Origin of the sequence: Pseudoduganella aquatica (genome assembly GCF_009857595.1) — a bacterium.
Taxonomy (GTDB): Bacteria; Pseudomonadota; Gammaproteobacteria; order Burkholderiales; family Burkholderiaceae_D; genus Rugamonas; species Rugamonas aquatica_A.
Genome location: NZ_WWCU01000007.1, coordinates 13564 through 40205 on the forward strand (window position 1 = coordinate 13564; position 26642 = coordinate 40205).

Below are 26642 nucleotides of genomic sequence, written 5' to 3' on the forward strand. Positions count from 1 at the left end.
GGTTACGCAGCTGCGCTGCTAACCCGCCCTACGCATATATACGACACACGGAAGGCGGCGCGGGGCCGCCTGTGCTTAGGCGCCGACGCGCTTGGCGCTGGTGCTGGACCAGCGGTACAGGGCGGACACCACGGCGGCGCCCACCACCAGCGACACCACCATGGTGGCGTGTTCGCTCAGCGAGTTGGCGATGGCCAGCGGCTCGCCTTCGCCGGACAGCACGATCAGGCCGGCCAGCGCCACGTTGAACAGGCTCTCGCCGACGATGAAGCCGGACATGATCAGCACGCCCAGGCGCTTGGCCACTTCACCCCAGCTCTGGTGGTGCACGGCGCGTTCGAACAGGTAGCCGGCGACGGCGCCCACCACCACCGGCGCGGTCACGGCGCTCGGCAGGTAGATCGCCAGGCCCACGCCCAGCGGCGGCAGGCTGTACTTGTTGCCCGACGCTTTTTTCAGCACGAAGTTGAGCACCACCAGGCCCAGGCCCAGGGCGGCGCCCCAGCCGATCAGGTGCCACGGCAGATTGCCACCGATAACGCCCTTGGCCAGCGTGGAGATCAGCGTCGCCTGCGGCGCGGCCAGCGGCTGCGAGGAGATGGCCTGCAGATTGGGCGCGCCGGCAAAGCCGTTGGCGCGGTTCAGCAGCTCCAGCACCGGCGGCACCACGCAGGAACCGGCGAACACGCCGATCAGCAGCGCAACCTGCTGCTTCCAAGGCGTGGCGTCGACCAGCTGGCCGGTTTTCAGATCCTGCAGGTTGTCGTTGCCGATCACGGCCACGGCCAGCACCACGGTGGTGACGAACAGCGCAAAGGCGATCAGCGCATGCGCCACTTCCGGACCCATGATGTGCTTGCCCACCGCGCCCACCGACAGGGCGGCGCCCAGCACGGTCAGGATGGCGATGCCGGAAACCGGGGAATTCGAGGAGCCGATCAGGCCAGCCATGTAGCCGCAGACGGCGGCGGCGAAAATGCCGGCCACCAGGATGTAGCCCACGCCGACAGCGATCAGCGCCGGCGCCACGCTTTGCAGCACGCCGCCTTGCAGGAAGGAAGCCAGCAGCCAGCCGGCCGGCACCATGGCGATCAGCGTCACCAGGCCGACGATAAAGATAGGCATATCCTGCTCGGTGCGCGGCAGCACGCCGCCGTTCTGCTTGGCGTGGCGCGACGCGGCCATGGCCGACTTCAGGCCGCCGATGACGGGCTTGGCGAGGCCGGCCAGGGTCACGATGGCGGCGGCGCCGATGGCGCCCGCGCCTATCATGCGCACATCGGTTTTCCAGACTTTCAGTGCCCAGTCGGCCGCCGAGGCGTCCGCCATGGGCTGGGCCGCGGTCAGGATGGGAACCAGGATGCCCCAGGCGATGGCCAGGCCGGCCAGCATGGCGATGCCGACGGTGATGCCCATCAGGTGGCCCGCGCCGATCAGGGCCAGCGAGCTGGAAGCGCCCAGGCCGGTGGCGCCGTTGCCGGTGCGGAAATAGACCGCCATTTCGCCGGCCATCACCTTCACGGCCGCGCCGGCCGCGTACAGCGCGGAGGCCACGCTGCCCAGGATCACGGCCATCAGGCCGGCCTTGCCTTCAGCGGCGCCGGCGCGCGACGAGGTGCCCACCTTCAGCACTTCGGCGGCGGCCACGCCTTCCGGGTAGGGCAGGTCCGAGGTCGACACCAGCGCGCGGCGCAGCGGCACCGTGTACATCACGCCCAGCACGCCGCCGATGGCGCAGGCGCCGAAGGTCGGCCAGAAGGGCACATTGGCCCACCAGCCTATCATCAGCAGGCCCGGCAGCACGAAGATCACCGAGGCCAGCGTGCCGGCGGCCGAGGCGATGGTCTGCACAATGTTGTTTTCTTGAATCGTCGCGGTCTTGAAGGCGCTCAGCAGCGCCATCGAAATCACCGCCGCCGGGATCGAGGTGGCGAAGGTCAGGCCCACTTTGAGGCCCAGATAGACCTGCGCCGCCGTGAACACCAGCGTGATCAGGATACCCAGGATCACGCCGCGGACGGTGATTTCGCCTGGCGTGGATGGGGAAGCTTTAGTCATCTTGCACGACTCCCTGGAATGTTTGTAAAAAGGAAAAAATTTGTGCCTCATGATAGCCGACCTGCGGGCAAACGGATACTGCAATGGAGGCGGCAAAGGCCGGAGCAGGTAAAATAGCGGATTACACGCACGCAGCAGAAGGCAAGACATGGCAATTCAATGGTATCCGGGGCATATGAATGCCGCCAAGAAGAAGGCGGCCGAGCAGATGGAGAACACCGATCTGGTGATCGAGGTGGTCGATGCGCGCCTGCCCGAAGCCAGCTGCAACCCCATGGTGGAAGAGCTGCGCCTGTTCCGCCAGCGGCCCTGCCTGAAGATCCTCAACAAGATCGACCTGGCCGACCCGGCCGCCACCGCCGCGTGGGTGGAATACTACAACGGCCAGGAAGGCGTGACCGCCTACGCCATGACCACCAAGAAGCCGGGCGACGTGGCGCGCATTCCGGACCTGGCCAAGGCGCTGGCGCCGCACCGCGGCGTGCCGACCAAGCCGCTGCGCATCATGATCATGGGCATCCCCAACGTCGGCAAATCGACGCTGATGAACGCGCTGCTGAAAAAGCGCGTGGCCAAGGTGGGCGACGAGCCGGCCGTGACCAAGGTGCAGCAGAAGCTCTACCTGGATAAAAACACCGTGCTGGTGGACACGCCCGGCATGCTGTGGCCCAAGATCGCCATGCCGAGCGACGGCTTGATGCTGGCCGCCAGCCACGCCATCGGCTCGAATGCGCTGATCGAAGAAGAAGTGGCCGAATTCCTGGCCGGCGAAATGCTGCGCCGCTACCCCGAGCTGCTGGCCACGCGCTACGGCTACAAGGACATAGAGAGCATGGACGCCATTGCCGTGGTCGAAGGCATCGCCGCCAAGCGCGGCTACCGCCTCAAGGGCGGCGACTACGACTACGAAAAAGCGGCCCACATCTTCCTGCAGGACTACCGCAGCGGCGTGCTGGGCCGCATCTCCCTGGAGACCCCCGCCACCCGCGCCGCCGCCCTGGCCGCCTTCGCCGAAGAGCAGCGCATCAAAGCCGAACTGGCCGCCGCCAAAGCTGCCGCCAAGGAAGCCGAGCGCATGAAGGGCAAGCGCGGCACCTGACCCCTTTTGGGGTGTTGGTGCTTTTTAGCCGAAGCGGAAGCTGGAGACGGCGAGGGCGCCCATAAAGCTGTCTTCGTGGTAGACGTTGGCGGCGCCGTCGGCCGTGGCGGCGCCGTGGGCGACCATTAGCGGCAGCAGGTGCTCTTCGCGCGGGTGCGCCGCCCGTGCCGCAGGCGCGCTTTCCCAGGCCAGCAGCCGGGCTTCGCGCTCGGCCGGCGCCAGCGCCATCGATGCGCGCAGCCAGGCGTCGAACTGGTGCGAGGCTTCCGCGCCCGCCGCGCCGAACTGGCGCAGGTTATGGTAGCTCAGGCCGCTGCCGATGATCAGCACGCCTTCCTCCCGCAGCGGCGCCAGGGCGCGGCCGATGGCGATGTGCTCGGCCGGGTCCAGCCCTTGTTTCAGCGACAGTTGCACGATGGGCACGTCGGCCGCCGGGTAGATGGGCTGCATGGCCGAGAAGGTGCCGTGGTCGAAGCCGCGCAGCGGGTCGAGGTGGGCGGCGATGCCGGCGCCGTTCAGCAGCTGCTGCACGCGTTCGGCCACTTCCGGCGAGCCGGGCGCGCTGTACTGGATGTCGTAGGTGTAGTCGGGGAAGCCGCCGTAGTCGTAGATCATGGGCGGCTTGGGGCTGGCCGAAATGCGCAGCTCGCTCGCTTCCCAGTGTGCCGTCACCACCAGCACGGCCTTGGGCTTGGCGCTGCCAAGCTGGCGCGGGATGTCTTCCAGCGACGCTTTCAGCGCGTCGTAGCGGTTGCCGTAGTGGGCGAGCATCCACGGCCATGGGCCGCCGCCGTGGGACAGGAAGTAGGTGGGGAGTGCAGTGCTGGACATGGAGTGCTCCTGGTTTTCGATGCACTTACTATAGTCCCGCACTCCTTGTTCATCAATCGTGTTTTTATGGATGGATCGTTCAGGATTTGTTAATAATCCCGATGAGCGCGAACAGCCGCGCGCTGCGCATCCAGGCCAGGATGACGGCGATGGCCTGGGTCAGCAGCAGGGCCGCCAGCAGGCCGATGGTGCCGGCCGTGGGCAGGTGGACGCGGCCCAGGCCCAGCACGGCGGCCACGGCCAGCCCCAGCAGGCTGATCGCCGCGTAGCTGCCCAGCGTGGCGCCGGGACTGCGCGCGAGCAGGCGCAGGCCGTGCCACCAGGCGGCGACGGCCGAGCGGCGGCGCCGGTCCGACGCCAGCACGGCGCGGCCGGCGTCCAGCGTGGCCAGCGCCAGCGCGATCAGCAGTGCGGTGAGGATGCCGGCGGCGCCGCGCAGGTATTGGCCTTCGCTCGGGGTGATGGCGTTGTCTGCGCCGCTGCCGGCCAGGCTTTGCAGCCCGCTGGCGATGCCGATGGCGGCGCCCAGCGGCACCACGGCCCACAGCATCATCCGGAACATGCGCGGGTATTCGGCGACCGCGCCTGCAAACATGTGGCGCAGGGCCGGCTTGCCGTCGTAGCGGGCGGCGGTGGCGACCGCGCCGGTGAGCAGCGGCGACAGCAGCAGCGTGAGCACCAGCGCGGTGCCTGCGCCCAGCTGGATCGCGGCCGGATTGCGCGTCATCTCGCCCATCAGGTCGGCAATATTGGACAGGTCCAGCCGCTGCGCCAGTTCGGCCGTGTGCACGGAGTGGCTGAAGGCGGCGCCGAACTGCATCCAGAACGGCAGCGCAAGCGCCAGCGTGGGCAGCAGCAGGGCGATGGTCCACAGCGCCAGCAGGCGCCATTGCAGGGCGGCGCGGGCGGCGCGCACGCAGGTGTCGGTCAGTTTCATATGGTTGCAATCAGGGTCAGGATGGCTTGCGCGAGCGCGGCCAGGTCGAAGGTCCAGCGGCGCGCGGCGCTGCCGTCGGCCTTGACGGTGCGGCTGTCGTCGAGTTTATTGGTGTCGAGCAGGTGCTTGCGCTCGGGGTCGAGTTCGGCCGACACGGCTTTCACCGGCTTCTGCCACACGAATCGCTCCCAGCGTTCGCCGTTCTGCGGGTCCCATTTGACGGTTTCGCTGCTGCCGTCGGCAAAGCGCACCAGCAGCGTTTGCGGTACGGCCTCGCCGCGCCGGCGCACCACCACTTCGGTGCGGTAGGGGTAGGGGCCTGCGCCGTGCTTGGCGTCGGGATGGGCTTTCTCCCATTTTTCGCGCGCATCGTCGATCTGCTTGTCCACCTGGTCCTGCGTCAGCTCCACGCGCTTGCCGTTGACGATGCCGCTGCCCGGCTGCGGCAGCACTTCTTCGCTGCTGATGGACTGCACGCGGTCGTCCACCTTGCCGGTGCGGTAGACCTGCTGCGCGAACACGCGCTCCACCAGCGCGCGCTGGCCGCTGGCCTGGGCCAGCGTTTCGCGCAGGTCGGCGGTGCTGGGGTGGCGGAAGCGCCAGCGCTGGTAGTATTCCTTGAAGGCCTGCTCGGTGGCCTGCTTGCCCAGCTGCGCTTCCAGGTCGTGGAAGATGGTGGCGCTGCGGTTGTAGGCCGGGCCTATGCCTTGCAGGCGCGTGTACGCGTTCTGGCCGGCGGGGTCGGCCGGGTTCTCGCGCACCGCGCCGCCCAGTTCAAAGTGGAAGCCGTCAAAGCCGGGCGACACGCCGATGGCGCGCAGCCAGCGCGGCGCCGGATGCAGCAGCTGCCCGCGTTCGCGCGCCATGCGCATATTCCAGTATTCGTTCAGGCCTTCGTCCAGCATCGGTTCCTCGAATTCATTGGAGGCGAGGATGCCGTAGAAGTAGCCGTGTCCGAATTCGTGGATGTTGACCAGGTCCAGCTCGAATTCCTGGCGCGATTTCGGATCCACCGTGGCGTAGCTGTCGGCGGTGTAGAAGGTCGGATACTCCATGCCCGCCGCCTCGCTTGCGTTATGCGGCGGCAGCACCACGGTCAGCGTCTTGTAGGGATAGGGGCCCAGCGTTTTGGAGTAGTAGGTGAGCGCGTCCTGCGCGGCTTTCAGCGATGGCGCGGCGCTGGCCGCGAACTCCGGCATGTAGAGCACCTTGATGCTGACCGGCGGGCTGCCCGCGCCGCTCCAGCTGCCCATCAGCGGCGCTGCGTAGCGCTTGTCCGCTGTCCAGGCGAAATCGTGCACGTCGCCCTGGACGTAGTGGTGCGTGAGCATGCCGTTCTTTTCCACCGGCGCGCCTTGCAGCTCGCCGGTGGCGCCCACCGTGTAGTCCTTGGGCACGGTGAGTTTGACGTCGTAGCTGCCGAAGTCCGCGTAGAACTCTGACTCGGCGTGGTATTCGTGCACATTCCAGCGCGGCCTGGTGGCGCCGCGTTCTCCCGCCAGTTCCAGCACGCCTATCTTGGGGAACCATTGCGCCACCAGGTGGAAGCTGCCGAAGTACCCGCTGCGCGCGAGCAGCCGTGGCAGCTGGCTGTGGAAGTCGATATCGAGCGTGGTGGAGGCGCCGGCCTGCACCGGCTGCGGCAGGTCCAGCCGCACCACGGTGCGGTCGCTGGCCGGGCCGCCGTCCGGCTGCACGAAGGACTGTTCCACCTTGGCGCCGCCTTGCGTCACGCTGCGCAGGTTGATGTGGCCCCATTCGCCTTCCCTGGGATCGCGGCTGAACATGCCGCCGCCGCTGGCGCGGTGCTCGGTGAAGAAGGTGGTGCCCGCATGCTCGAAGGCGTTCAGGTAGAGGTGCAGGTAGACCGTACGCACCGGATGCGCGCTGCGGTTGCGCCAGGTGAGCTGCTGCTTGCCGTCCACGGTGTGCTTGTCCGGGTCCAGCGTGGCGGCTATCTTGTAGTCCACCACGCGGTCGGACAGGGTGGGTTCGCTGCCGGTGCGCGGGCCGCCCCAGGCGTCCGGCGCGCTGGGCGCGGCCACGGCGCCTGCCTGCGCGGGGGCGAAGGGGATGCCGGTGTCCGTGTACGGCTCGGGGATGGCGATGACCTGGACTTGCGCCAGCGCCAGCACGGCCAGCGTGGCGGCGGCGAGGGCGGCAAGGACGATGGCTGGCTTGCGGTAGGAGTGTGCGTTCATGGCGCCACTATAACGAAGCACGTAATTATTTGCCAACGAAATCATCCATACGGGGCCGGGAGTATAATGGCGGCGTTTTGGTGCCCGCGTCCATGCCCTTGGACGCAGTTAAACGGGAAACACAAGGCAGCCGGCGCTTTTTGGCAGCGCGGCGGCCAAGGTGTGCTGCCCCCGCAACGGTACGCAAGCGCCGCGCTTCTGCAATGCATGCGCGGCAGGCTGGATCGACAACCACTGCGCAGGCCAGTCCCGCGCCGGAAGGTGATCCCGTCCCGTCTTGCCAGCCCGGATACCGGCCAAACAGGTGAAAGCGCCGAAAGCCTTTCGTTGAATCCGGCCTGCGGGGACGCAGGCGGATGCTCACTACGCATAAAAGTACAACATGACCTTCTCGAATTCTAGCCGCGCGCCGGCTTCGTCGCCGCTGGCGCTTGCCGTGGCGCTGTGCTTCTCCGCCGCTATCGTTTCTTCCTCCGCCATGGCGCAAACCCAGATCGCGGGCGATGCCCTGGCCGCCGTTGTGGTGACCGGCGCGCGCTTCGACAGCGATCCGTCGCTGCTGCCCATCGGCGCCACCGTCATCAGCGCGGCCGAGATCCGCCGCGCCGGCGTGAGCGACGTGAACCAGGCCATCCGCAAGATCGGCGGCGTGCTGGGCCACCAGAGCCTGGACGGCAGCCCGGACTTCGCGCTGGACCTGCGCGGCTTCGGCACCAACAGCAGCCAGAACATGGTGGTGCTGCTGGACGGCGTGCGGCTGTCCGAGAACGAACTGAGCTCGGCCATCCTGTCGACCATCCCGGTTGATTCGGTTGAACGCATCGAGATCACGCGCGGCGGCAGCAGCGTGCTGTTCGGCGACGGCGCCACCGGCGGCGTGATCCAGATCATCACCAAGCGCCCCGGTGCGCGCAATGCCGGCACGCACGGCAGCGTGTACGCCGAAGTGGGCCAGTTCGGCCTGCGCGAAGGCCGCGCGGCGCTGACCCACAGCACCGGCGACTGGGCCTTCGACCTGTCCGGCGGCGCGCTGGACACCGACAACTACCGCGACAACAACGCCTTCAAATCGCGCAGCGTGAACGCCGGCGCGCAAGTGGGCTTTACCGACGGCCGCGCCGGCGTGCGCCTGTCGAGCACCCGCCAGGACTCGCGCTTCGCCGGATCGCTGAGCCAGGCCCAGTTCGACGCCAACCCGCGCCAGGCCGCCACGCCGAAGGACTTCGGCGCCCTCGATAGCGACCGCTTCACCGCCTTCGTCGAAGCCAAGCTCGCGGGCTACGACCTGGCCGCCGAGCTGTCGCACCGCCGCAAGGAGCTGGAAGCGACCTACTTCCACGGCACCACGTCCTCCGTGCTGGACTACGAAAGCAAGCAGACCCAGTTCTCGCCGCGCGTGCGCAAGCTGGGCCAGTTCGGCGGCGTGCTGAACGAAGCGGTGGCGGGCGTGGACTTCATCGACTGGACCCGCGAGCAGAAGGGCTCCAGCCCGAGCAAGGCCACGCAGAAATCCAAGGCGCTGTACCTGCGCGACGAAGTCAAGTGGGACGCTTTCCGCCTGGCCGCAGGCGTGCGCCGCGAGCTGTTCGAGAAGACCAACGCCGATCCGTCGCCTTGGTCGGTTGCCAACTACGACGTGACCCAGGGCGTGAACGCCTGGGACGTGCAGGGCAGCTACGCGCTGTCGTCGAAAGCCACGCTGCACGCGAAGGCCGGCCACAGCTACCGCGTGGCCAATGCCGATGAAAACGGCTACACCCTGGTGCCCAACACCGTGCTGCAGCCGCAGACCTCGCACGACCTGGAACTGGGCACCAGCTACACCGACGGCGGCGCCAAGCTGTCGGCGCGCGTGTTCCGCCACGAGCTGCGCAACGAGATCTACTACGATCCGACCGCCGGCGCGTTCGGCTTTGGCGCCAACACCAACCTGGCGCCGACCAAGCGCCAGGGCTTCGAGCTGGACGCGAGCGCCGAGCTGGCGCGCGACTGGACGCTGAGCGGCCACTACCAGCGCGTGAAAGCCACCTTCACCGAAGGCGCCATCGCCGGACGTGAAATGGTGCTGGTGCCGAAGAACGTGCTGAGCGCGCGCCTGACCTGGACCCCGGCCGACGGCCAGACCGCCGACATCGGCGCGCAGTGGGTGGACAGCCAGCGCTTCGGTTCCGATTTCACCAACAGCTGCGCCGCGCGCATTCCGTCCTACACCACGCTGGACGCACGCTATGCGCGCAAGTTTGGCGCCTGGGAAGTGGCGCTGGCCGGCCTGAACCTGGCCGACAAGCAGTACTACGGCATGGCCTTCCAGTGCCGTGGCGGCATCTACAGCTCGGACGGGCGCCAGCTGAAGCTGTCGGCGCGCTACGAGTTCTGACGCGCGCATGGCGGGTTACGGCTTTGCCTAACCCGCCCTACGTGTTGCTGATGGCCGGGGTCTTAAATCAGGCTTAAAATCCCCGCTGGCCGGGGATTTTTGCTGTATGGCCTGATGGCGAGGCCGAAAAAATGTTAATCTCGCGGCGTTATTAGCCCACTCTTATTTCCAGAAGGATCATTATGCGTTTCCTGCGCCTGATTATTGCCGCCGCCGCCCTGTCTTTCACCGCAGCCGGCGCCTCCGCCGCTGAGCCGAAGGAAGGCGTGGACTTCACCACGCTGGCTTCCCCGGTGCGCACCGACACCGGCAAGAAAGTGGAGGTTATCGAGTTCTTCATGTATTCCTGCCCGCACTGCAACGCATTCGAGCCGGCGCTGCACGAGTGGGTGAAGCAGCAGGGCGACAAGATCGCCTTCCGCCGCGTGCACTTCCCGGCAGGCGGCCCGAATGACGCCCAGGCTCATGCTTACCTGACGCTGGAAGCGATGGGCAAGCTGGAAGAGTTCCACAACAAGATCTTCCGCGCCATCCACGTTGAGCGCAACCGCCTGAACAAGGACGACGCCATGACCGACTTCCTGGTCAAGAACGGCATCGACAAGGCGAAATACCTGGAGTTCTTTAATTCCTTCGCCGTACAGACTAAAATGAAGCGTGCGGCCCAGGTGGTTACCGCCTACAAGGTGGACAGTGCGCCTACCATCGTGGTCGACGGCCGTTTCGTCACCTCGCCGTCGCAGGCCGGCCGTCCGGGCATGCCGGAGCAGGCTTCGCAGCAGGCCACGCTGCAGGTGATGGATTATCTGGTGGCCAAGGCCGCCAAGAAATAAAGCAGAACAATCATGAGCGATACTGAAAAAGAAGTGATGGCGATCTACCGCGAGTCCGCGCCGGACGAGAACAAGCTGTTCTGGCGCAGCCATGTGAACCACGTTGCATGGAGCTTGCTGCTGGTCGTGATTGCGTTTTCGGTGTGGCTGATGATAGCGCTGGCCAATGCCGAGAACCAGCGCAACGCCTACGCAGGCAAGAAGTGCGAGGACCGCATGTTCAAGGGCGAAACCGATATGGCGTGCATGAAGACGGTGCACACCAGGGAGCACTGGTGGGAGCACGTGGGCTACGCGCTCATGCACACCAAGCCATAAACGCAAAACCCGCCACGGCGGGTTTTTTTACGTGGCCTGCTTGGCGGGTTACGCACGCTGCGCGTGCTAACCCGCCCTACGCGCCGTTGCCGCCGTTGCCGGCTGTGTTGGTGGCGTAGGGCGGGTTAGCGCCGTGGCGCGTAACCCGCCGTGCAGGCTGACCGTGCAGGTGGTGCCCGCCACCAGCGTCACATCCTTGGGTATGCTGTCGAGCCGTATGCGCACCGGCACGCGCTGTGCCAGGCGCACCCAGTTGAAGGTGGGATTGACGTCGGCCAGCAGCTCGCGGCCGGTGCCCGCGTCCCGGTCGGTGATGCCGCGCGCGATGCTGTCGATATGGCCGTGCAGCAGCGCCTCGCCGCCCATCAGGCTCAGGTCCACCGGCGCGCCCGCTTTCAGCAGCGGCAGCTTGGTCTCTTCAAAATACCCCACCGCGTAGTAGGACGCGCTGTCGATAATGGCCAGCTTGGCCGCGCCCACTGCCGCGAAGTCGCCCGCATGCACATTCAGGTTGGTCACATAGCCGGACACGGGCGCGCGCACCACTGTGCGTTCCAGGTTCAGCTGCGCCAGTTCGCGTGCGGCCTGCACGGCGCGCAGCTGGGCGCCGGCGCTGTCGGCCGCGTAGCCCGCGCTCTCGCGGTTCTCGGCCGAGATGACGGCGTCGTCCAGCGCCGCGCGGCGCTGGGCTTCCTTGCTGCGGCGGCCGCGCTCAACCTGCTGGCCCGCCAGCAGCGCGTTGGCCTGCGCCAGCGCGGCGCCGTAGCGCGCTTTGTCGATGACGAACAGCACGTCGCCTTTCTGCACCAGCTGGTTGTCCTTCACCAGCACCTCGGTGACGGTGCCGGCCACGTCGGCGCTGATGTTGACGACGTCGGCCTTGATGCGGCCGTCGCGTGTCCAGGCCGATTCCATGTAGCGGTCCCAGGCGGATTTGCCCAGCCACAGGGCGCCGCACAGCAGCAGGGCGGTAATGAAGAAGCGGAATATCTTGGCGGTCATGGTCGAGAGCATAGTTAGGAATAGAGGACCAGCGTGAGGGCGCTGAAGATGCATACCAGCAGGCACAGGCGCACCAGCGCCGGGTGCCACGCGCGGCGGTACAGGCCGGCGTGGCCCAGCACCCAGTCCAGCGCGCCTTGCAGCAGCAGGCTGGCCAGGAAAATCGGCAGCAGGGTGGGAATGAGGATGCCGAACACGGCGAGTTCACGAGGCATGGCGGTCTCCGGGGCTGGTGCTTGTGCTTGTGAGCAGCTGGTCCAGCAGGCAGGTGTAAATGGAATGCAGGTCGGTGAGGGCGGTGCGCAGGCGCGCTGCGCGCTCGGGCGCGGCGGCTTCGGGCAGCGCTGCACGCACGGCGGCGCCGGCGCGCAGCACCGCGCCGACGGCCGTACCGCAGCGCTCTTGCGTGGGCGAGCGGAAGTAGGCCGCCAGGGCGGACACGCAGTCCTGCAGCGCGCGGCGCGCTTCGCTGCGGCCGGATTCGGCGATCAGCGCGCGCAGCTCCAGCACCGAGTGGCCCAGTTCCAGCAAGGTCAGGCCCTGGCGCACCACGGCGCGCGCGTCCTCGCCGGGCGCGGGACCGGAGGCGGCGTTGAGCTGGCTGAGCAGATCGCGCACGCGGTTGTCGAAGCGGTGGCGCAGCGCTGGCCAGCGCCGCCAGGCGTGCTGCGGCGCGGTGCTGGCGGCCAGCGCCTCGCGCCACAGCGCGGCGGCCACGTGGTCTTTCTGGCCCATGGTGTGCTCGGGCAGCACCACGGCGAAGATGGCCCAGGCCAGCGCCACGCCCAGCGGCATGGCCAGCGTGGTGTTGAGGAAGGCGGCGACGTCGTAATGGGCCAGGTTGAGCGGCGCGATCACCTGCGCGCTGAACAAGGTCATGCCGATGCCGACGCCGGCGCGCTTGGGATCGGTGGTCAGGTAGGCGCCGGCCGCGAACAGGGGCGCGGCGGCCAGCACCAGCATGGGGTAGCCGCTGGCCGGCATGACCAGGAAGTACTCGGTGAAGAAGGACAGCGGCCAAGCGATCAGGAAGCCCGTCATGACCTGCTTGATCATGGCGGTGGGGCGCGGCGAGGACGAGGCCAGCGCGCAGAAGATGGACGTCATCAGCACCGCGTTGACGGCGTAGGGCCAGGCCATCCAGTACCACACGCCGGCCACGGTGAGCAGGGCGGCGGCGGCGCGGAAGCCGCTGGCCAGCACGATGGCGGGCGGCGTCTTGGGCGTATAGGACTGCGGCTCGCTGGCCTGCGTGCGCTTGCGCTGCGCCAGGCCGTGGTAGGTGGCGGCGAAGTCGCCGAACTGGCGCGCGAAGCGCTCCAGCAGTTCGATGGCGGTTTCGAAGTCGATGCGGTGCGGCGAGGCGGGTTTGCCGCCGTCCGCGTCCACGTAGACGTCCGCGTTCAGGTGGGCCTGCGCGCGGGCGGCGGCGATGGCGGCGGCCAGTTCGGTTTGCAGGGCGGCCAGCGCCGGGCCTTGCAGCGTTTCGCCTTGCGCCAGCGCCGCGGCCAGCCGCGCCAGCGGCGGCTCGATCAGGGCCGGCACCGGCGATGCGGCGTCCTGGCGCAGGCGGTGCGCCAGGCGGTGCAGGGTGTAGAAGGTGGTTAGCGCGGCCATGAAGGCGCTGTTGAAGGCGTGCAGCTGGCGCGTGTGGGCGCGGGCGTGGGCGGCTTCGAAGAAGGCGGCGGCGCGGCCCGATTCCAGCGCGGCGATGTCGGCCGCGAAGCGCAGGTGTGCCAGTTCGGTTTCGGCGGGCGGCGCCTTGTGTTCCAGCACCTCGCGGCAGAAGCCGAGGAAGCGCAGGTAGCGCGCCTGCACGGTGCGCATCACCTGCGCGCTCTGGTGGCGCGGGAATAGCGCGTCGTGCACCACGGTGGCGCAGATCACGCCCAGGCTCACTTCCACCACGCGCGTGACGGCCAGCGCGAACGCGCCCGCAGGGTGGTCCAGCGCGGGGATGGCGATCATGGCGGCGGTGTAGCCGGCCAGGACGAAGCTGTACGATTGCTGGTTGCGGTACATGGCCGCGCCGCAGGTGCAGGCCGCGATCCACAGCGCCAGGCCGATGAACATGAGCGGCGCCTGCTGCGGAAACAGCGCCGTCAGCAGCAGGGCGCTGCTGCAGCCCACCAGGGTGCCGAGCAGGCGGTAGAAGGCTTTTTCCAGCACCATGCCGCTGCTGGGCAGGGCGAGGATGAAGGTGGTGGTCATGGCCGTGTTGGGCGAATCGAGGCCCAGGCGGAAGGCCAGCCACAGCGCGGTGAAGGCCGCCAGCAGGGTCTTGGCGACGAAGATCCAGCGCTCGCCTTCGGTCCCGGTCCAGCCCTGGACTAGCCTGGCCGCTCCGGCCAGCCACGCCTTGCTGTGTTGATGTGTGTAGGGGGCTGGGTCCGGGGTCATGTTTTCAGGTCAGGTTCAACTGATGTTTTCTAAATTTTCCAGCTGTCGCTTGAACAGCTGCTCCAGTAGCTTGCGGTCTTCCGCGCTGTAGCCGTCATAGGCGCGGGTGGTGCGTGCCCAGACTTCGGGCATGACTTGCTCGATCAGCGCGCGCCCGCTGTCGGTCAGCGAGATCATCACGCAGCGGCGGTCGCCGGGGCGGTTGCCGCGCGAGATCAGGCCCTGGGTCTCCAGGTCGTTGCATACGCGCGTCAGGTTGGCCGGCTTTTCCATGCAGGCCTCGCCCAGCGTGGACGCGGTCGAAGTTTCGTCGTCCGAGCCGTACAGCACGGCCAGCACCATATAGCTGGCGTCGACCAGGTCGTACTTGCGCAGCGCCGCGTTGGACAAGTCCTTCATGCGCTTTTGCACGTGATACGTCAGCCGCATCAGGCGCATGGTCTCCTCCGGAAACGCCGGCATGCGTGCGTGGATGTTCTTAAGGCGCTTGTTGGTCGCGTCAAAACTGCTCATTGCGCTCTCCTCTCCCTGTACGAAAGTATTGATTGTACTATCGTTGTATCACGGGAAATCTTGTTTAATTCCTCCACCGAGCGCCGCCATCAGCGCGGCATAGCTGTCGAGACGCCTGCTTTGCACCTGCACCATCTGCTGCTGTTCGGCCAGCAGGGTGAGGCGGGCCTGCAACACGCTGAGCGAGTCCGTCATGCCGGCGCGGAAGGCGCGGTCCGCCAGCGCGTGCGCGCGGGTGGCCGAAGCCAGCGCGCGTTCGGCCAGTTGCTGCTGCTGTTCCACCGAGCGCGCCTGGGTGACGGCGTTGGCCACTTCGGCCAGCGCCTGCACCAGCGTGGCGTTGTACTGCTCCACCGCGATGTCGTACAGCGCGTTCTGACTGCCCAGCTGGCTGCGCAATCGGCCGCCTTCGAAAATCGGCAGGCTGATGGCGGGGGCGATACCGCGCGTGGCGGAATGGATGTCCAGCAGGTGGCTGAAGCCCAGCGCCTGGATGCCGGCGAAGGCCATCAGGTTGATGTTGGGGTAGAAGTCCGCACGCGCCACGCCGATGCGCTTGGCCGCCGCTTCCACCCGCCAGCGCTGGGCCGCCAGGTCCGGGCGCCGCGCCACCAGCTCGGCGGGCAGGGCGCTGGGCAGCACGGTGGGCTGGTTCAATGTCAGCACTGGCCGGGCAATGGCGTCGCCATCGCCCGGTCCCTGGCCGATCAGGGCCGCCAGCTGGTTGCGCAGCAGGGCGACGGATTCTGCCGCCTGTTCCCGCTCGCGCCGGCCGGCCGGCAGCGTTGTTTCTATGGTGGCCACGTCGATGTCGCTGGCCAGGCCGGCGTTGCGGCGGCGCTTGGTCAGCTCAAGGATCTGCTGGCGCTGCTGCAGGCTGGCGGCCACCGCGTCCTGCATGGCCCAGGCGTTGGCCAGCTGGATGTAGCTGTGCACGATGGCCGACTCCAGCGCCAGCTTGACCATTTGCGCCTCGGCGGCGGCCATCTGCGCGTCGTGCAGGGCGGCGGCCAGCGCGTCGCGGTTGCGGCCCCACAGGTCCAGGTCGTAGTTGGCGGTGATATTGGCCGTGGTCTTGGTGGCGTAGTTGCCGGCCAGCGGCGCGGGCACGCTGCTGTGCGCGGAATACAGTTCGCGGTCGACCACGGCGCTGCCGTCCACACGCGGCAGGGTGGCTGCTTCGGCTACGCCGGCCAGCGCCTGCGCCTGGCGCACGCGCGCCTGGCTGGCCTTCAGGCTGGGATTGCCTTCCAGCGCGCGCTCCAGCAAGCGGTCCAGCTGCGGGTCGTTCAGATTGCGCCACCAGGCTTCCTTGGGCCACGCGGCTTGCGCCGCCGCGCCGTCTTTGGCGCCCTCGGCCGCTGCGGCCTGGATGGCGGCGCCCGCGTTCAGCTGCACCGGGTCCAGCTTGCGCGCTTGCGGCGGCGCGACCTTGCTCATGTCCGCGCAGGCGGTGAGCGCCAGCGCGGCGGCAAGCAGTGAGAGGGGGCGCAGCAGGGTCATGGCGGTGTCGTCCGGCCTGGATTACTTGGCGATGTGCTTGCGGGTCTGGGCGACGTCCATGTCCGCTTCGGTTTCGATCAGGGTGCCGTTTTTGCGTGCTTCGATGACTTCGGCGATGACTTCGGCGCGGGTGCGGCCGGTGCTGGCTTGCGGCTGTTTGGTGTCGGTGGCCGGGGCGGCGGTTTGGGCGGAGGCGGCAGCGGCGGCGGTGATCAAGGCGAAGGTGGCGATGAGGTTTTTCATGATGGTTCTCCTGGTTGAGTGAAAACAGTATATCACTGAATTGTTCAGTAATGAAGCAAGTAGTAACCACAAGGTGGCACAAGCGCACCGGTCTGGTGCGAAAGTGATGAAAAGGTAATGTTGGTGTGTGGAATGATAATTGCTTGCATGGCGGGTCTTCTTATCGGAAAACCCAACGACATGCGCCCAACCACAAGTGCGGTCAGCCATCAATTCCGTAGCTTGCAGCCACACATGCTGCACGTGACGGAAAATCGCGAGACCCTGAAATCCCTGGAATCTGTCTGGGATGTTTTAAATTTGCTGGGACAACTGTCCGGCACCACCACGGAAATGAGCGGCACCAAGGCCGCCTTTGCCGAACTGAGCGCCGGCCTGCTCGACAGCCTGGCCCGCACCACGCTGGACAAGCGCGTGCAGGAGCTGTGCGCGCCCGCCCAGGTGGCGATTGATGTCCTGGTGCGCAATCTGTTCGAGCGCACCGCCGACATCGGCTTCCTGGCCACCGACCACGCGCTGCGCGGGTTCGCTGCGGCCACGGAGCGCAGCCCGGCCGCGCGGGCGGACATGGCGGCGCGCCTGCAAGCGTATGTGGCGCGCTATTCGGTGTACCGCGACGTGATCTTGCTGTCGCCGTCCGGCGAGGTGCTGGCGCGGCTGCCGGGACGGCCGGACGTGGCGGTGTGCCGCGACGCGCTGCTGCGCGAGGTGCTGGACAGCACCGCGCCTTACACCGAGGCGGCGGTGCGCAGCGATCTGTTCCCGGAGGAGTCGCGCAATCTGTTCTACGCGGTGCGCGTGCAGAACGAGGCGGGCGCCGTGCTGGGCGCGCTGTTCCTGTGCTTTGATTTTGAATATGAGGTCAAGCGCATCTTCGCCAGCTTGCAGCGGCGCGGCGACTGGAGCGTGATTACCTTGCTGGACGATACGGGCATGGTGATCGCCAGCAGCGACAGCAGCCAGGTGGCGCCGGGTTCGGTGGTCGACGTGGCGCCGGGCGACGGCCATCTGATGCGCTACGCAGGCCGCAAATACCTGGCCTCGCGCCGCATGGCGCAGGGCTTCCAGGGTTATATGGGGCCGGGGTGGAGCGCGCTGGTGCTGGTGCCGCTGGATGCCGCGTTCGAGGAGGATGAGCAGGACGGGGAGGAGGCCGGCGCGTCTGCGTCGCTGGACCCGGCGGGCGGCGGCGGTCTGCTGGCGGCGGTGCTGGCCGACGGCTCGGCTTTCCCGCCTGAGCTGCAGCGCATTCCGCCGCAGGCCGAGGCGATCCAGCGCGAGTTGAGCCGCTCGGTGTGGAACGCGAATATCCGCCAGGGCCAGGCGCGCCAAGGCGCGGCCGGATCGTCCGGGGCGGCTGCGCCGGCGAGCAATCCCGCCTTCTCGCGCGTGCTGCTGGCCGAGATCGTGCGCACCGGCACGCGCATGAAGGAGGTCTTCACGCGTTCGATCGGCAAATTGCAGGCGATGGCGGTGGCCGCGCATCTGGACGATTGCCGTTTCCATGCGGCGCTGGCGATCGATATCCTGGACCGCAATCTTTACGAGCGCAGCAACGATTGCCGCTGGTGGGCGCTGGACCCGCTGCTGTGCGGCCTGCTGGCGCAGCCGGACGGCCAGCAGGAAGCGATGTCGGCGCGGCTGCGCGCCATCAACGACCTGTACACGGTCTACGACAGCCTGCTGCTGTTCGACGCGGAGGGTGTGGTGGTGGCGGTGTCGCGTCCCCATGCGGAGCAATGGCTGGGGCGGCGGCTGGATGCGCCGTGGCGGCAGCAGGCCGTGGCGCTGCGCGACGCGCAGCGCTACGCCGTGTCCGAATTCGTGGCGGACGATTTGTACGGCGGCCGTCCGACCTGGATCTACGCGACACCGCTGCAGGACGGCGGCGGCCGCGTGGCGGGCGGCATCGCCGTGGTGTTCGACTCCGCGCCGCAGCTGGCCGCGATACTGGAGGCGGCGCGGCCGCCCAAAGTCGCGAAAGCCTGCACGCTGTTCGTGGACGCACTCGGCGGCGTGATCGCGTCCAGCGACCCGCGCTGGCAGCCCGGCAGCCGCATCGACGTCCCGGCGGAGCTGCTGGCCGAAGCCGCAGCCACCGCGTCCGGCGCGGCGCGGCTGGTGCTGCTGGACGGGCAGGTGATGGCGGTGGGCGCGCGCGCGTCGTCCGGCTACCGCGAGTACCGGGGCAGCGAGGGGGCTGCGGGGCAGGCGGTGCTGGCGCTGGTCTGCGTGCCGCTCGGCGCCTGGAATGGCGGCCTGGCCGCGCCAGGGCGTGCGCCCGCCAGCGCTGCCGCGCCGGCGATGTCCGTCCCGCAGCCGCAGCCTGCGGACGGTGCGGAGCGGCTGGAAATCGCTAGCTTCCACGTCGGCAGCTACCTGCTGGGCGTGGCCGCGTCGTCGGTGGTGGAGGCGATACCGTTCGGCGGCTGCGTGCAGTTGCCCAACGCCGCGCCCGCAGTCTGCGGCGCCGCCATCTACCAGGGCGCCACCATGCTGATCTACGATTTGCAGCGCGCGCTGGGCGTGGCCTCCAGCGTGCCGCGCGCGGACATGCTCACCGTTGTGCTGGCCGACGCGAACGGCAAGCGCTTCGGCGTGCTGGTCGAGCGCCTGGGCGACATCCCGGTGGTGCCGGTGGCCGACATCGCGCCGGTCAACCATGTGTTCGTGGGCATCACGCCGGTGCTTGCGTCCATTGTCAAATCGGCCGATGCGGCAGGGCAGATGCTAACCCTGCTGTCGGTGGAGCACATGGCGGCGGTGCTGCGCGACGCGCCCCTGGCCGGGCAGCAGGCTCACGCCGTCCAGTAGCGCTGCGCGGCGGCGCGCCATGGGGTGCGCCGCCCCGGCGGTGGCTTTGTTACAGTGGTCTTCAATGCAAACAGCTTACGGAGGCCACCATGTCAGGCAACAGCACACTGGATCCCGATAACTTTCCCACGGCACCTGACCGCGGCCTGGGCAAAGGCCACGGCACCGGCGCCCTGGGACCGAGCGACAGTTCGGATTCCGGCAGCGATGTGAGCGGCGGCACGGCCGGCGCGGAACTGGGCGACGCGGACCTGGACAGCGATACCGATTCGGGCGGCACCGGCGAACGCGCCGCGCCGGGACGCGATACGGCGCAGAAGGACGGCGCCGACATCAACGTCGACCACGTTGAAACAATCCCGCTGGTGGAGGCTGAGCGGGACGAATGAGTCAGCTGGCGGCGGCCATCACCTCCGCCAGCCAGTCCACGAACACCCGCACGCGCGGCGAGAGCTGGCGCTGCTGCGGGTACATGGCCGATACCGCCATCTCCGGCGGGCGCCAGTCGTCCAGCACCGCGCGGAAGCTGCCGTGCGCCAGCTGCGCGGCCACGTGGTAGCGCGGTAGCTGGATCAGCCCAAGGTGATTGGCGCAGCACTGCACATAGGCCTCCGCATTGCTGACCGAGACGGAGCCGGACAGCTGCACGCTGCGCGGTTCGCCGTCCACCACGAAATCAAACGGGAACACCTTGCCGCTGGCGATGGAATAGAAATTCACTGCGCGGTGGCCCGCCAGCTCGTCCAGCGTGCGCGGCGTGCCGTGCTGGTCCAGGTAGGCCGCGCTGGCGCAGGTGACTTGCCGCAGGCTGGCCACGCGCCGCGCCACCATGCTTGAATCGCGCAGCACGCCGCCGCGCAGCACGCAGTCCACACCCTCGCGCACCATGTCCACCAGCCGGTCGCCCATGCCGATTTCCAGTTCAAGCTCCGGATAGCGGGCGAAGAACTCGCCCAGGCGCGGCAGCACGAAATGGCGCGCCAGCGTGCCTTGCAGGTCCACCCGCAGCTTGCCGCGCGGCGCCGCGCCGCTGTGGCCAAAGCCCGCCTCGGTCTCGTCCACGTCCGCCAGGATGCGCACGCAGCGCTGGTAGTACGCCTGACCGTCCGGCGTGGCGCTCACGTGGCGCGTGGTGCGCTGGAGCAGGCGCACGCCCAGCCGCGCCTCCAGCTGCTTGATGGTGTGCGTGGCCGTGGCGGCCGGCAGCTTCAGGTTGTCCGCCGCGCGGCTGAAACTGCCCAGTTCCACGATGCGGGTGAACAGCCGCATGGCGTCCAGTCTGTCCATGAATTATTGTGAATTATTGAATTGTGTTAGCAATTTTAGTGCATTTATTGGTCGTGTTGAATGAGTGATACTCAATCCATCAACGAATCCGCCAACTAAAGGAGCCGCACCATGAACAGCAAACAGCAACAAGTCGCCATCGTCACCGGCGCATCGCGCGGCATAGGCGCCGCCATCGCCCAGCGCCTGGGGCGCGAGGGCTACGCGGTGGTCGTCAACTACGCCGGCAACGCGGCCGAAGCGGCCCGGGTGGTCCAGGCCATCGCGGATGGCGGCGGCAGCGCAATCGCCGTCCAGGCCGACGTGGCCGATCCGGCCGCCGTGCGCGCGCTGTTCGACCAGGCCATCGCCCAGCTGGGCCGGGTCGATGTGCTGGTCAACAACGCCGGCATCATGCCGCCCCAACTGCCGGCGCTGGCCGACACCGGCGACGATACCTTCGACCGCCTGGTGGCCGTCAACCTCAAGGGCAGCTTCAACACCATGCGCGAAGCGGGCACCCGGCTGCAGCACGGCGGCCGCGTCATCAACTTTTCGTCCAGCCTGGTGGGCACGCGCCTGCCCGGCTACGCCGTGTACGCCGCCACCAAGGCCGCGGTTGAAACCATGACCAATATCCTGGCCAAGGAAATGCGCGGCAAAGGCATCACGGTCAACGCCGTGGCGCCGGGGCCGACCGCCACCGCCCTGTTCCTGGACGGGAAAACGCCGGAAACCATCGCCCGGCTGTCGGCCATGGCGCCGCTGGAGCGCCTGGGCACGCCGGACGACATCGCCGCCGCCGTCGCCTTCCTGGCAGGCCCGGACGGCGCCTGGATCAACGGGCAGACGCTGCGCGCCAACGGCGGCATGGTGTAAAACCGGCCGCCCGGATTGTAAATTGATACATACTGTACCAAGGTACAAGATACAATCCGCCCCCGGAGCGCTAGCATTGCTGGAACAGGGGATAGTCCGGGCGGAATAATGGGCATGGTTTTGAATATGGCGGATCGCTGCATGGGCGCGGCGCGGCGTGGGGCTGCGCGGCTGGCCGACGCTTGTCTGCCGCGCGCGCTGCTGCAGCGCATGGCGTCGCGCCGGGTATCGATCGCGCTGATCGTGAGCCTGGCGCTGGCGGCGCTGGTAACGCTGGTGCTGCTGGGTTTTGCGGTGCTGTCCTACAGCCAGGAGCGCGACGAGCGCTGGAAGGCGCTGCACCGCCAGCTCGACGCCAGCGCCGACCAGCTGACCGCCGCCATCGCGCTGCCGGCCTGGAATTTCGACGACCGCCAGATTATCGCCATGGTGCAGGCCAGCCTGAACAACCGCGACCTGTACGGCTGCTCCGTCACCCTCAGCAACAAGGTGCAATTCGTCTTCCTGCGCAACGCCGAGGGCGTGCTGGAACAGGTGGAGCAGGAGCCGGACATTCCGGCGCTGCGCACGGCCATGCGCCCCATCCGCATGGCGGGGCGCGAGATCGGCGTGGTGAAGATGTACGTCACGCCGCAGTACGTGCTGCAAACGCTGCGCGAGCGCCGCATTGCGCTCGGCTTTGCCATCGTGGCGCTGGACGTCACGCTGGTGCTGGGCGTGTATCTGCTGCTGTGGTATCTGATGCTCAAGCCGCTCAAGTCGGTGGGGCAGTACGCGGCCAGCGTGAAGGCCGGCGGCGCCGGCGCGCGGCCGGACCAGTCGCTCTTCCTGGGCGAACTGAAAACGCTGAACGAATCCATCCTGGAAATGGTGGACCTGCTGGACCAGCGCTACAGCGCCATGCAGGCCAGCGAGGAGCGCCTGGCCATCGCCACCGACGCGGCCCATATCGGCATCTGGGACTGGGACGTGGACACCAACCAGTTGCTGTGGGACCGCGAGATGCACCGCCAGTACGGCGTGCCGCCGGGCGCCTTCGACAGCACGCTGGACGCGTGGGAGGCGCGCCTGCTGCCGGAGGATCTGGTGCAGGTGAACGCACTGCTGGAAAAAGTGCGCAGCGGCGAACGCAGCTACCTGGCCGAATTCCGCATCCGCTGGCCGGACGGCCAGCTGCGCCACATCAAGGCGGCGGGCAAGCCATTCCGCGACGCCAGCGGCGCGCTGCGCCGGCTGGTGGGCGTGAACTACGACATCACCGACATCAAGCTGGCCGAGGAGGAGCTGCGGCGCCACCGCAACCACCTGGAGGAGCTGGTGGCCGAGCGCACCGAGGCGCTGTCGGTGGCGGTGACCGAGGCCAAGGCGGCCAACCGCGCCAAGAGCGTGTTCCTGGCCACCATGAGCCACGAGCTGCGCACGCCGCTGCATTCGGTGATCGGATTTTCGCGCCTGCTGGCCGATTCGCAGTCCATGACGGAAGAGGAAAAGCGCAACCTGGGCGTGATCAACCGCTCGGGCCAGCACTTGCTCACGCTGATCAACGACCTGCTGGAACTGTCCAAGATCGAAGCCGGCCGCATCACTCTGCAGTCGACGGTGGTGGCGGTGGAAGGCGTGCTGCGCGAGGTGATGGACATGCTGGGCGCGCGCGCCCGCCAGGCCGGGCTGCACATGACGCTGGACTGCCACGGCCTGCCGCCGGCCGTGCAGATGGACGGCGCGCGCCTGCGCCAGGTGCTGCTCAATCTTGTATCGAACGCGGTGAAGTTCGCGCAGCAGGGCAGCGTGATGCTGATCGCGCGCGCCGCGCCGCTGGAGGAGGGGCGCTACCGGCTGTCGTTCTCGGTGCGCGACACCGGCAAAGGCATCGCCAAGGAAGACCAGCAGCGCATCTTCGAGCCCTTCGTCCAGACCGACAACACCGGCGCGCAGGAAGGCACGGGCCTGGGGCTGACCATCTCGCGCGAGTTCGTGCGCATGATGGGCGGCACGCTGGAAGTGGAGTCGGAGCTGGGGCGCGGCGCGGAATTCCGCTTCACGCTGGAGGTGAGCGGCGCCAACTACGTGCCGGGAGAGGCGCTCAACACGGTGGAGGCGCTGGATCCGTCGCAGCGCGGCCGCCGCATCCTGGTGGTGGACGACAACGCCGACAGCCGCCACCTGATCCACAGCCTGCTCTCGCCGCTGGGCTTTGAAGTGGAACTGGCGGCCGACGGCGCGGCCGGGCTGGCGGCGCTGCGCCGCTTCCAGCCGGCGCTGGTGTTCATGGACTGGCGCATGCCGGGCCTGGACGGCCTGGCCGTGATACGGCAGCTGCGCGCCGAACCGGCGCTGGTGCAGCCGCGCGTGGTGATGATGACCGCGCACGCCTTCGAGGAGGAGCGGCGCGAATCGCTGGCGGCTGGCGCCGACGAATTCCTGTGCAAGCCTATCGAGCAGGACCGGCTGTTCCAGGTGCTGGAGCAGCAGCTGGGCGTGCGCTTCCGGCGCCGTCAGCGCCTGCCGTCCGCGCCGCGCGCGCCGCTGACGGAGGCGCGCCTGGCGTTGCTGCCCTACGAAGTGCTGGTGTCGGTGCGCGAAGCGCTACACCTGCTGTATCCGGCGCGCGCCCTGCAGCTGCTGGAAGCCTTCCGCGCCGACCACGGCGACACCGTGCAGGCGGTGGAAGCCATGCTGGAGCAGCACCAGTACCCGCAGCTCTGCAGCATGATAGACGCGGTTTGCGCGGGGCAGGCGCCCTGAGGCGCCCGCCTGGGCTGCCTATTTGTACAGCACCCCGGGCAGCCACAGGCCGATGGCAGGGAACAGATACAGCAGGACCACGCCCAGCACCTGGATCGCCATGAAGGGCATCATGCCGAGGAATATCTGGTTCAGGGTCACATGGGGCGGCGCCACGCCCTTCAGATAGAAGGCCGACATGGCCACCGGCGGCGACAGGAAGGCTGTCTGCAGATTCATCGCCACCAGCAGGCCGAAGAACAGCGGGTCGATATTGAAGTGGCCCAGCAGGGGGATGAAGATGGGCATGAAGATCACGATGATCTCGGTCCACTCCAGCGGCCAGCCGAGCAGGAAGATGATGACCTGGGCCAGCAGCATGAACTGCACCGGCGTGAGCTCCATGCCCAGCACCCAGGTGTTGATCAGCTCCTGCCCGCCCAGCAGCGCGAAGGCGGCCGAGAAAATGCTGGAGCCGACAAACAGCCAGCACACCATGGCGCTGGTCTTCGCCGTCAGGTGGGCCGACTCGCGCAGCATGCCGAAGTTGAAGCGACGGTAGGCGATGGCCAGCAGCATGCCGCCGAACGCGCCCATGGCCGCTGCCTCGGTGGGCGTGGCGAAGCCGAACACGATGCTGCCCAATACCGCCAGGATCATGAACGCCAGCGGGAATAATGACCCCATCAGCATTTTCAGTATCTCCAGGCGGGCGAAGGAGAAGAAGACGTAGAACAGCAGCAGCGCCGCCGTGCCGGCCCCCAGCGCTATCCAGAAGCTGGCCGGCGCAGGCCTGGAAGGCTGCGCGCCTGACGCCGCATCGGCTGCGGGCGCCGGTGCGGCAGCGCTAGCAGCCGGGGTGGCAGGTGTCGCTGGCCCGGCCGGCGCGGCTGGCGATACTGCGCCCGCGCCTTGCCCGGAGGCTGCCTTGCCGGCCGGCGTTTCCGCGCCCGGCGGCTCGGCCAGGTCGTTGCTGGCAGGCGGTTCTTCCAGTCCGCCTGCGGGCGCCGGTTCCGCCAGCGTTCCGGCGTCGCTGGCGGACGCGCTCAAGTCCTGCGTGCTGCCCAGTTCCACCAGCTCGGTGGGCGCTGCGGCAGGCGCCGTGACGACGCGGTAGCTCACCCCCATCAGGGCGGCAAACGCCAGCGCGGGCAGCAGGGCGATAAGCAGCTGCTGCGCCAGCGCGCGCTTGCCCGCGCCGCCAGGCGCCGGCCCCGATTGCGCCAGCGCGCCGGCCAGTCCCGGCAGGGCCATTGCGCGTCCGCTGGCCGTCATGGCCTGCGCGAACGGCGGCAGGGCCACGCGGCGCTCCTCGGCGGACAGTGGCGGCGCGGCGTCCGGTTTCAGCTTGGCCACCAGCATCACATAGCCCACGTACAGCACGGCCAGCATAATGCCGGGGAACAGCGCGCCCGCATACAGCTTCACCACCGATACGCCCGCCGTGGCGCCGTAGACGATCAGCAGCACCGACGGCGGTATCAGTATGCCCAGGCAGCCACCGGCCGTGATGGCGCCCGCCGACAGCCGCGTGCTGCAGCCGGCCTTCAGCATGGCGGGCAAAGCCAGCAGCCCCATCAGCGTGACCACCGCGCCGACAATGCCGGTGGCCGTGGCGAAAATGGCGCAGGTGACGATGGTGGCCACCGCCAGCGAACCCGGCACCCGTGCCATGGCAATGTGCAGGCTTTTGAACAGCTTTTCGATCAGATTGGCGCGCTCCACCAGGTAGCCCATGAAGACGAACAGCGGGATAGAAATGAGCACGTCGTTCGCCATCACGGAATAGGCGCGCTGCACCATCAGATCCAGCGTGAGCTGTATCGCCTGGTTGGGATCGCGGCTATGGAAGGCGTACCAGGCGAACAGCACCCCCATGCCCATGAGCGTGAACGCGGTGGGGAAGCCCAGCATGATGGCCACCACCACCAGGGCCAGCATCAGCAGGCCAACGTGGCCGTTCGTCATGTCGGCAGGGGCGGGCATGAGGGCGAACAGCGCAATGACGATGGCCACCAGCATGGACAGGCCGAACCAGATTTCCTTCCTCATGTTGCTTCTCCCGTGCCGTCGGCGTGGACCATTTCCTTCAGCTTGCCGACGTCCACTTCTTCCACGTCCGGCTCGCGCGAGGGCCAGGCGCCGTCGCGCAGGCACAGCACGCAGCGCACGATCTCCACCAGCCCTTGCAGCAGGAGCAGCACGCCGGAAACCGGGATCACCATCTTGAAGGGATACAGCGGCGGCCCGTTCGCCGTCAGCGTGGAGTGCTCATTGATGGCCAGCGACTCGGCCGCGTAGGCGTAGCCGGCCCATACCAGCGCCACTACGCCGGGGATGAAGAACACCACATACAGCAGCAGGTCCAGGCCGGCCTGCAGGCGCGGCGGGAAAAAGCTGTACAGCACGTCGCCGCGCACGTGGCCGTTTTTGGCCAGGGTGTAGGCGCCTGCCATCATGAAGGCAGCGCCGTACATCATGATCATCAGATCGAAGGCCCAGGGATTGGGGCGGTTCAGCGCGTAGCGCGCGAACACTTCCCAGGAAATGAGGAAGGTGAGCGCCACGATCAGCCAGGAAAATGCCTGGCCGATCCAGCTGCTCATCCGGTCGATGAAAAACAAGAAGTTCTGCATGCGGCGGC

General features: G+C 67.9%; 21 protein-coding genes and 1 riboswitch. Of the genes, 8 read left to right on the plus strand and 13 right to left on the minus strand.

The genetic code is table 11. From position 1 onward, the window contains the following. Positions 1-75: 75 nt before the first annotated feature. Positions 76-2058 carry an OPT family oligopeptide transporter gene (locus GTP77_RS08560; RefSeq protein ID WP_161071755.1) on the minus strand — a complete coding sequence of 661 codons (1983 nt, stop codon included), beginning with the start codon at positions 2056-2058 and terminating at the stop codon, positions 76-78. Between the two features lie 148 nt (positions 2059-2206). On the opposite strand from GTP77_RS08560, the gene ylqF reads away from it, so the two are divergent. Further along, on the plus strand, positions 2207-3157 hold the full coding sequence (ylqF, locus tag GTP77_RS08565; protein ID WP_161071756.1) for a ribosome biogenesis GTPase YlqF: 951 nt from the start codon (positions 2207-2209) through the stop codon (positions 3155-3157). 24 nt (positions 3158-3181) lie between these two features. Here ylqF and GTP77_RS08570 read toward each other — a convergent pair whose 3' ends face one another. The 3 genes from GTP77_RS08570 to GTP77_RS08580 form a co-directional block, all read right to left on the minus strand. Further along, positions 3182-3988 (minus strand): DODA-type extradiol aromatic ring-opening family dioxygenase, encoded by an 807-nt coding sequence (locus tag GTP77_RS08570; RefSeq protein WP_161071757.1) that lies wholly within the window; start codon positions 3986-3988, stop codon positions 3182-3184. Positions 3989-4067: 79 nt separating this feature from the next. After that, positions 4068-4925 carry a hypothetical protein gene (locus tag GTP77_RS08575; RefSeq protein ID WP_161071758.1) on the minus strand — a complete coding sequence of 286 codons (858 nt, stop codon included), beginning with the start codon at positions 4923-4925 and terminating at the stop codon, positions 4068-4070. Then, entirely contained in the window at positions 4922-7126 is a 2205-nt protein-coding gene (locus GTP77_RS08580) for a M1 family metallopeptidase (protein WP_161071759.1), read from the minus strand. The genes GTP77_RS08575 and GTP77_RS08580 overlap by 4 nt, the downstream gene beginning before the upstream one ends. 61 nt (positions 7127-7187) lie before the next feature. Further along, a riboswitch (cobalamin riboswitch) is annotated at positions 7188-7441 on the plus strand. Between the two features lie 67 nt (positions 7442-7508). On the opposite strand from GTP77_RS08580, the gene GTP77_RS08585 reads away from it, so the two are divergent. The 3 genes from GTP77_RS08585 (at position 7509) to GTP77_RS08595 (ending at position 10654) form a co-directional block, all read left to right on the plus strand. Then, a complete protein-coding gene (locus tag GTP77_RS08585; RefSeq protein WP_161071760.1) occupies positions 7509-9503 on the plus strand; it encodes a TonB-dependent receptor in 1995 nt (664 codons plus the stop codon). Between the two features lie 182 nt (positions 9504-9685). After that, positions 9686-10336 (plus strand): thiol:disulfide interchange protein DsbA/DsbL, encoded by a 651-nt coding sequence (locus tag GTP77_RS08590; RefSeq protein WP_161071761.1) that lies wholly within the window; start codon positions 9686-9688, stop codon positions 10334-10336. A 12-nt stretch (positions 10337-10348) separates the two neighbouring features. Continuing rightward, positions 10349-10654 (plus strand): hypothetical protein, encoded by a 306-nt coding sequence (locus GTP77_RS08595; protein WP_161071762.1) that lies wholly within the window; start codon positions 10349-10351, stop codon positions 10652-10654. A 66-nt stretch (positions 10655-10720) separates the two neighbouring features. On the opposite strand, the gene GTP77_RS08600 is transcribed toward GTP77_RS08595, so the two are convergent. The 6 genes from GTP77_RS08600 to GTP77_RS08625 are packed head-to-tail and all read right to left on the minus strand — an operon-like array spanning position 10721 to position 16315. Beyond that, positions 10721-11656 carry an efflux RND transporter periplasmic adaptor subunit gene (locus GTP77_RS08600; protein ID WP_161071763.1) on the minus strand — a complete coding sequence of 312 codons (936 nt, stop codon included), beginning with the start codon at positions 11654-11656 and terminating at the stop codon, positions 10721-10723. A 14-nt stretch (positions 11657-11670) separates the two neighbouring features. After that, positions 11671-11871: a DUF1656 domain-containing protein gene (locus GTP77_RS08605; RefSeq protein ID WP_161071764.1), complete on the minus strand. Its 201-nt coding sequence runs from the start codon at positions 11869-11871 to the stop codon at positions 11671-11673. Next, positions 11861-14056: an FUSC family protein gene (locus tag GTP77_RS08610; RefSeq protein ID WP_161071765.1), complete on the minus strand. Its 2196-nt coding sequence runs from the start codon at positions 14054-14056 to the stop codon at positions 11861-11863. Before GTP77_RS08610 ends, GTP77_RS08605 begins: the two co-directional genes overlap by 11 nt. A gap of 15 nt (positions 14057-14071) precedes the next feature. Continuing rightward, entirely contained in the window at positions 14072-14569 is a 498-nt protein-coding gene (locus GTP77_RS08615; protein ID WP_161071766.1) for a MarR family winged helix-turn-helix transcriptional regulator, read from the minus strand. Between the two features lie 48 nt (positions 14570-14617). Next, positions 14618-16072, minus strand: coding sequence for an efflux transporter outer membrane subunit (locus GTP77_RS08620; protein ID WP_161071767.1), 1455 nt, complete (start codon positions 16070-16072; stop codon positions 14618-14620). Between the two features lie 21 nt (positions 16073-16093). Further along, on the minus strand, positions 16094-16315 hold the full coding sequence (locus tag GTP77_RS08625; protein ID WP_161071768.1) for a DUF4148 domain-containing protein: 222 nt from the start codon (positions 16313-16315) through the stop codon (positions 16094-16096). A 300-nt stretch (positions 16316-16615) separates the two neighbouring features. Between GTP77_RS08625 and GTP77_RS08630 the strand changes: the two genes are divergently transcribed. Next, positions 16616-19129 (plus strand): chemotaxis protein CheW, encoded by a 2514-nt coding sequence (locus GTP77_RS08630; RefSeq protein WP_161071769.1) that lies wholly within the window; start codon positions 16616-16618, stop codon positions 19127-19129. A gap of 89 nt (positions 19130-19218) precedes the next feature. Beyond that, positions 19219-19518: a hypothetical protein gene (locus GTP77_RS08635; protein ID WP_161071770.1), complete on the plus strand. Its 300-nt coding sequence runs from the start codon at positions 19219-19221 to the stop codon at positions 19516-19518. A gap of 1 nt (position 19519) precedes the next feature. On the opposite strand, the gene GTP77_RS08640 is transcribed toward GTP77_RS08635, so the two are convergent. Further along, positions 19520-20416 (minus strand): LysR family transcriptional regulator, encoded by an 897-nt coding sequence (locus GTP77_RS08640; RefSeq protein ID WP_161071771.1) that lies wholly within the window; start codon positions 20414-20416, stop codon positions 19520-19522. A gap of 111 nt (positions 20417-20527) precedes the next feature. Here GTP77_RS08640 and GTP77_RS08645 point away from each other — a divergent pair, with 111 nt between their 5' ends. Beyond that, entirely contained in the window at positions 20528-21274 is a 747-nt protein-coding gene (locus GTP77_RS08645; protein ID WP_161071772.1) for an SDR family oxidoreductase, read from the plus strand. A gap of 114 nt (positions 21275-21388) precedes the next feature. After that, positions 21389-24019 (plus strand): ATP-binding protein, encoded by a 2631-nt coding sequence (locus tag GTP77_RS08650; protein ID WP_229202127.1) that lies wholly within the window; start codon positions 21389-21391, stop codon positions 24017-24019. 18 nt (positions 24020-24037) lie between these two features. Here the strand turns inward: GTP77_RS08650 and GTP77_RS08655 are convergent, their stop codons facing one another. Then, positions 24038-26050, minus strand: a complete 2013-nt coding sequence (locus GTP77_RS08655) for a TRAP transporter large permease subunit (RefSeq protein WP_161071773.1) — start codon at positions 26048-26050, stop codon at positions 24038-24040. Continuing rightward, positions 26047-26634, minus strand: coding sequence for a TRAP transporter small permease subunit (locus GTP77_RS08660; protein WP_161071774.1), 588 nt, complete (start codon positions 26632-26634; stop codon positions 26047-26049). Before GTP77_RS08660 ends, GTP77_RS08655 begins: the two co-directional genes overlap by 4 nt. Between the last annotated feature and the right edge of the window lie 8 nt (positions 26635-26642).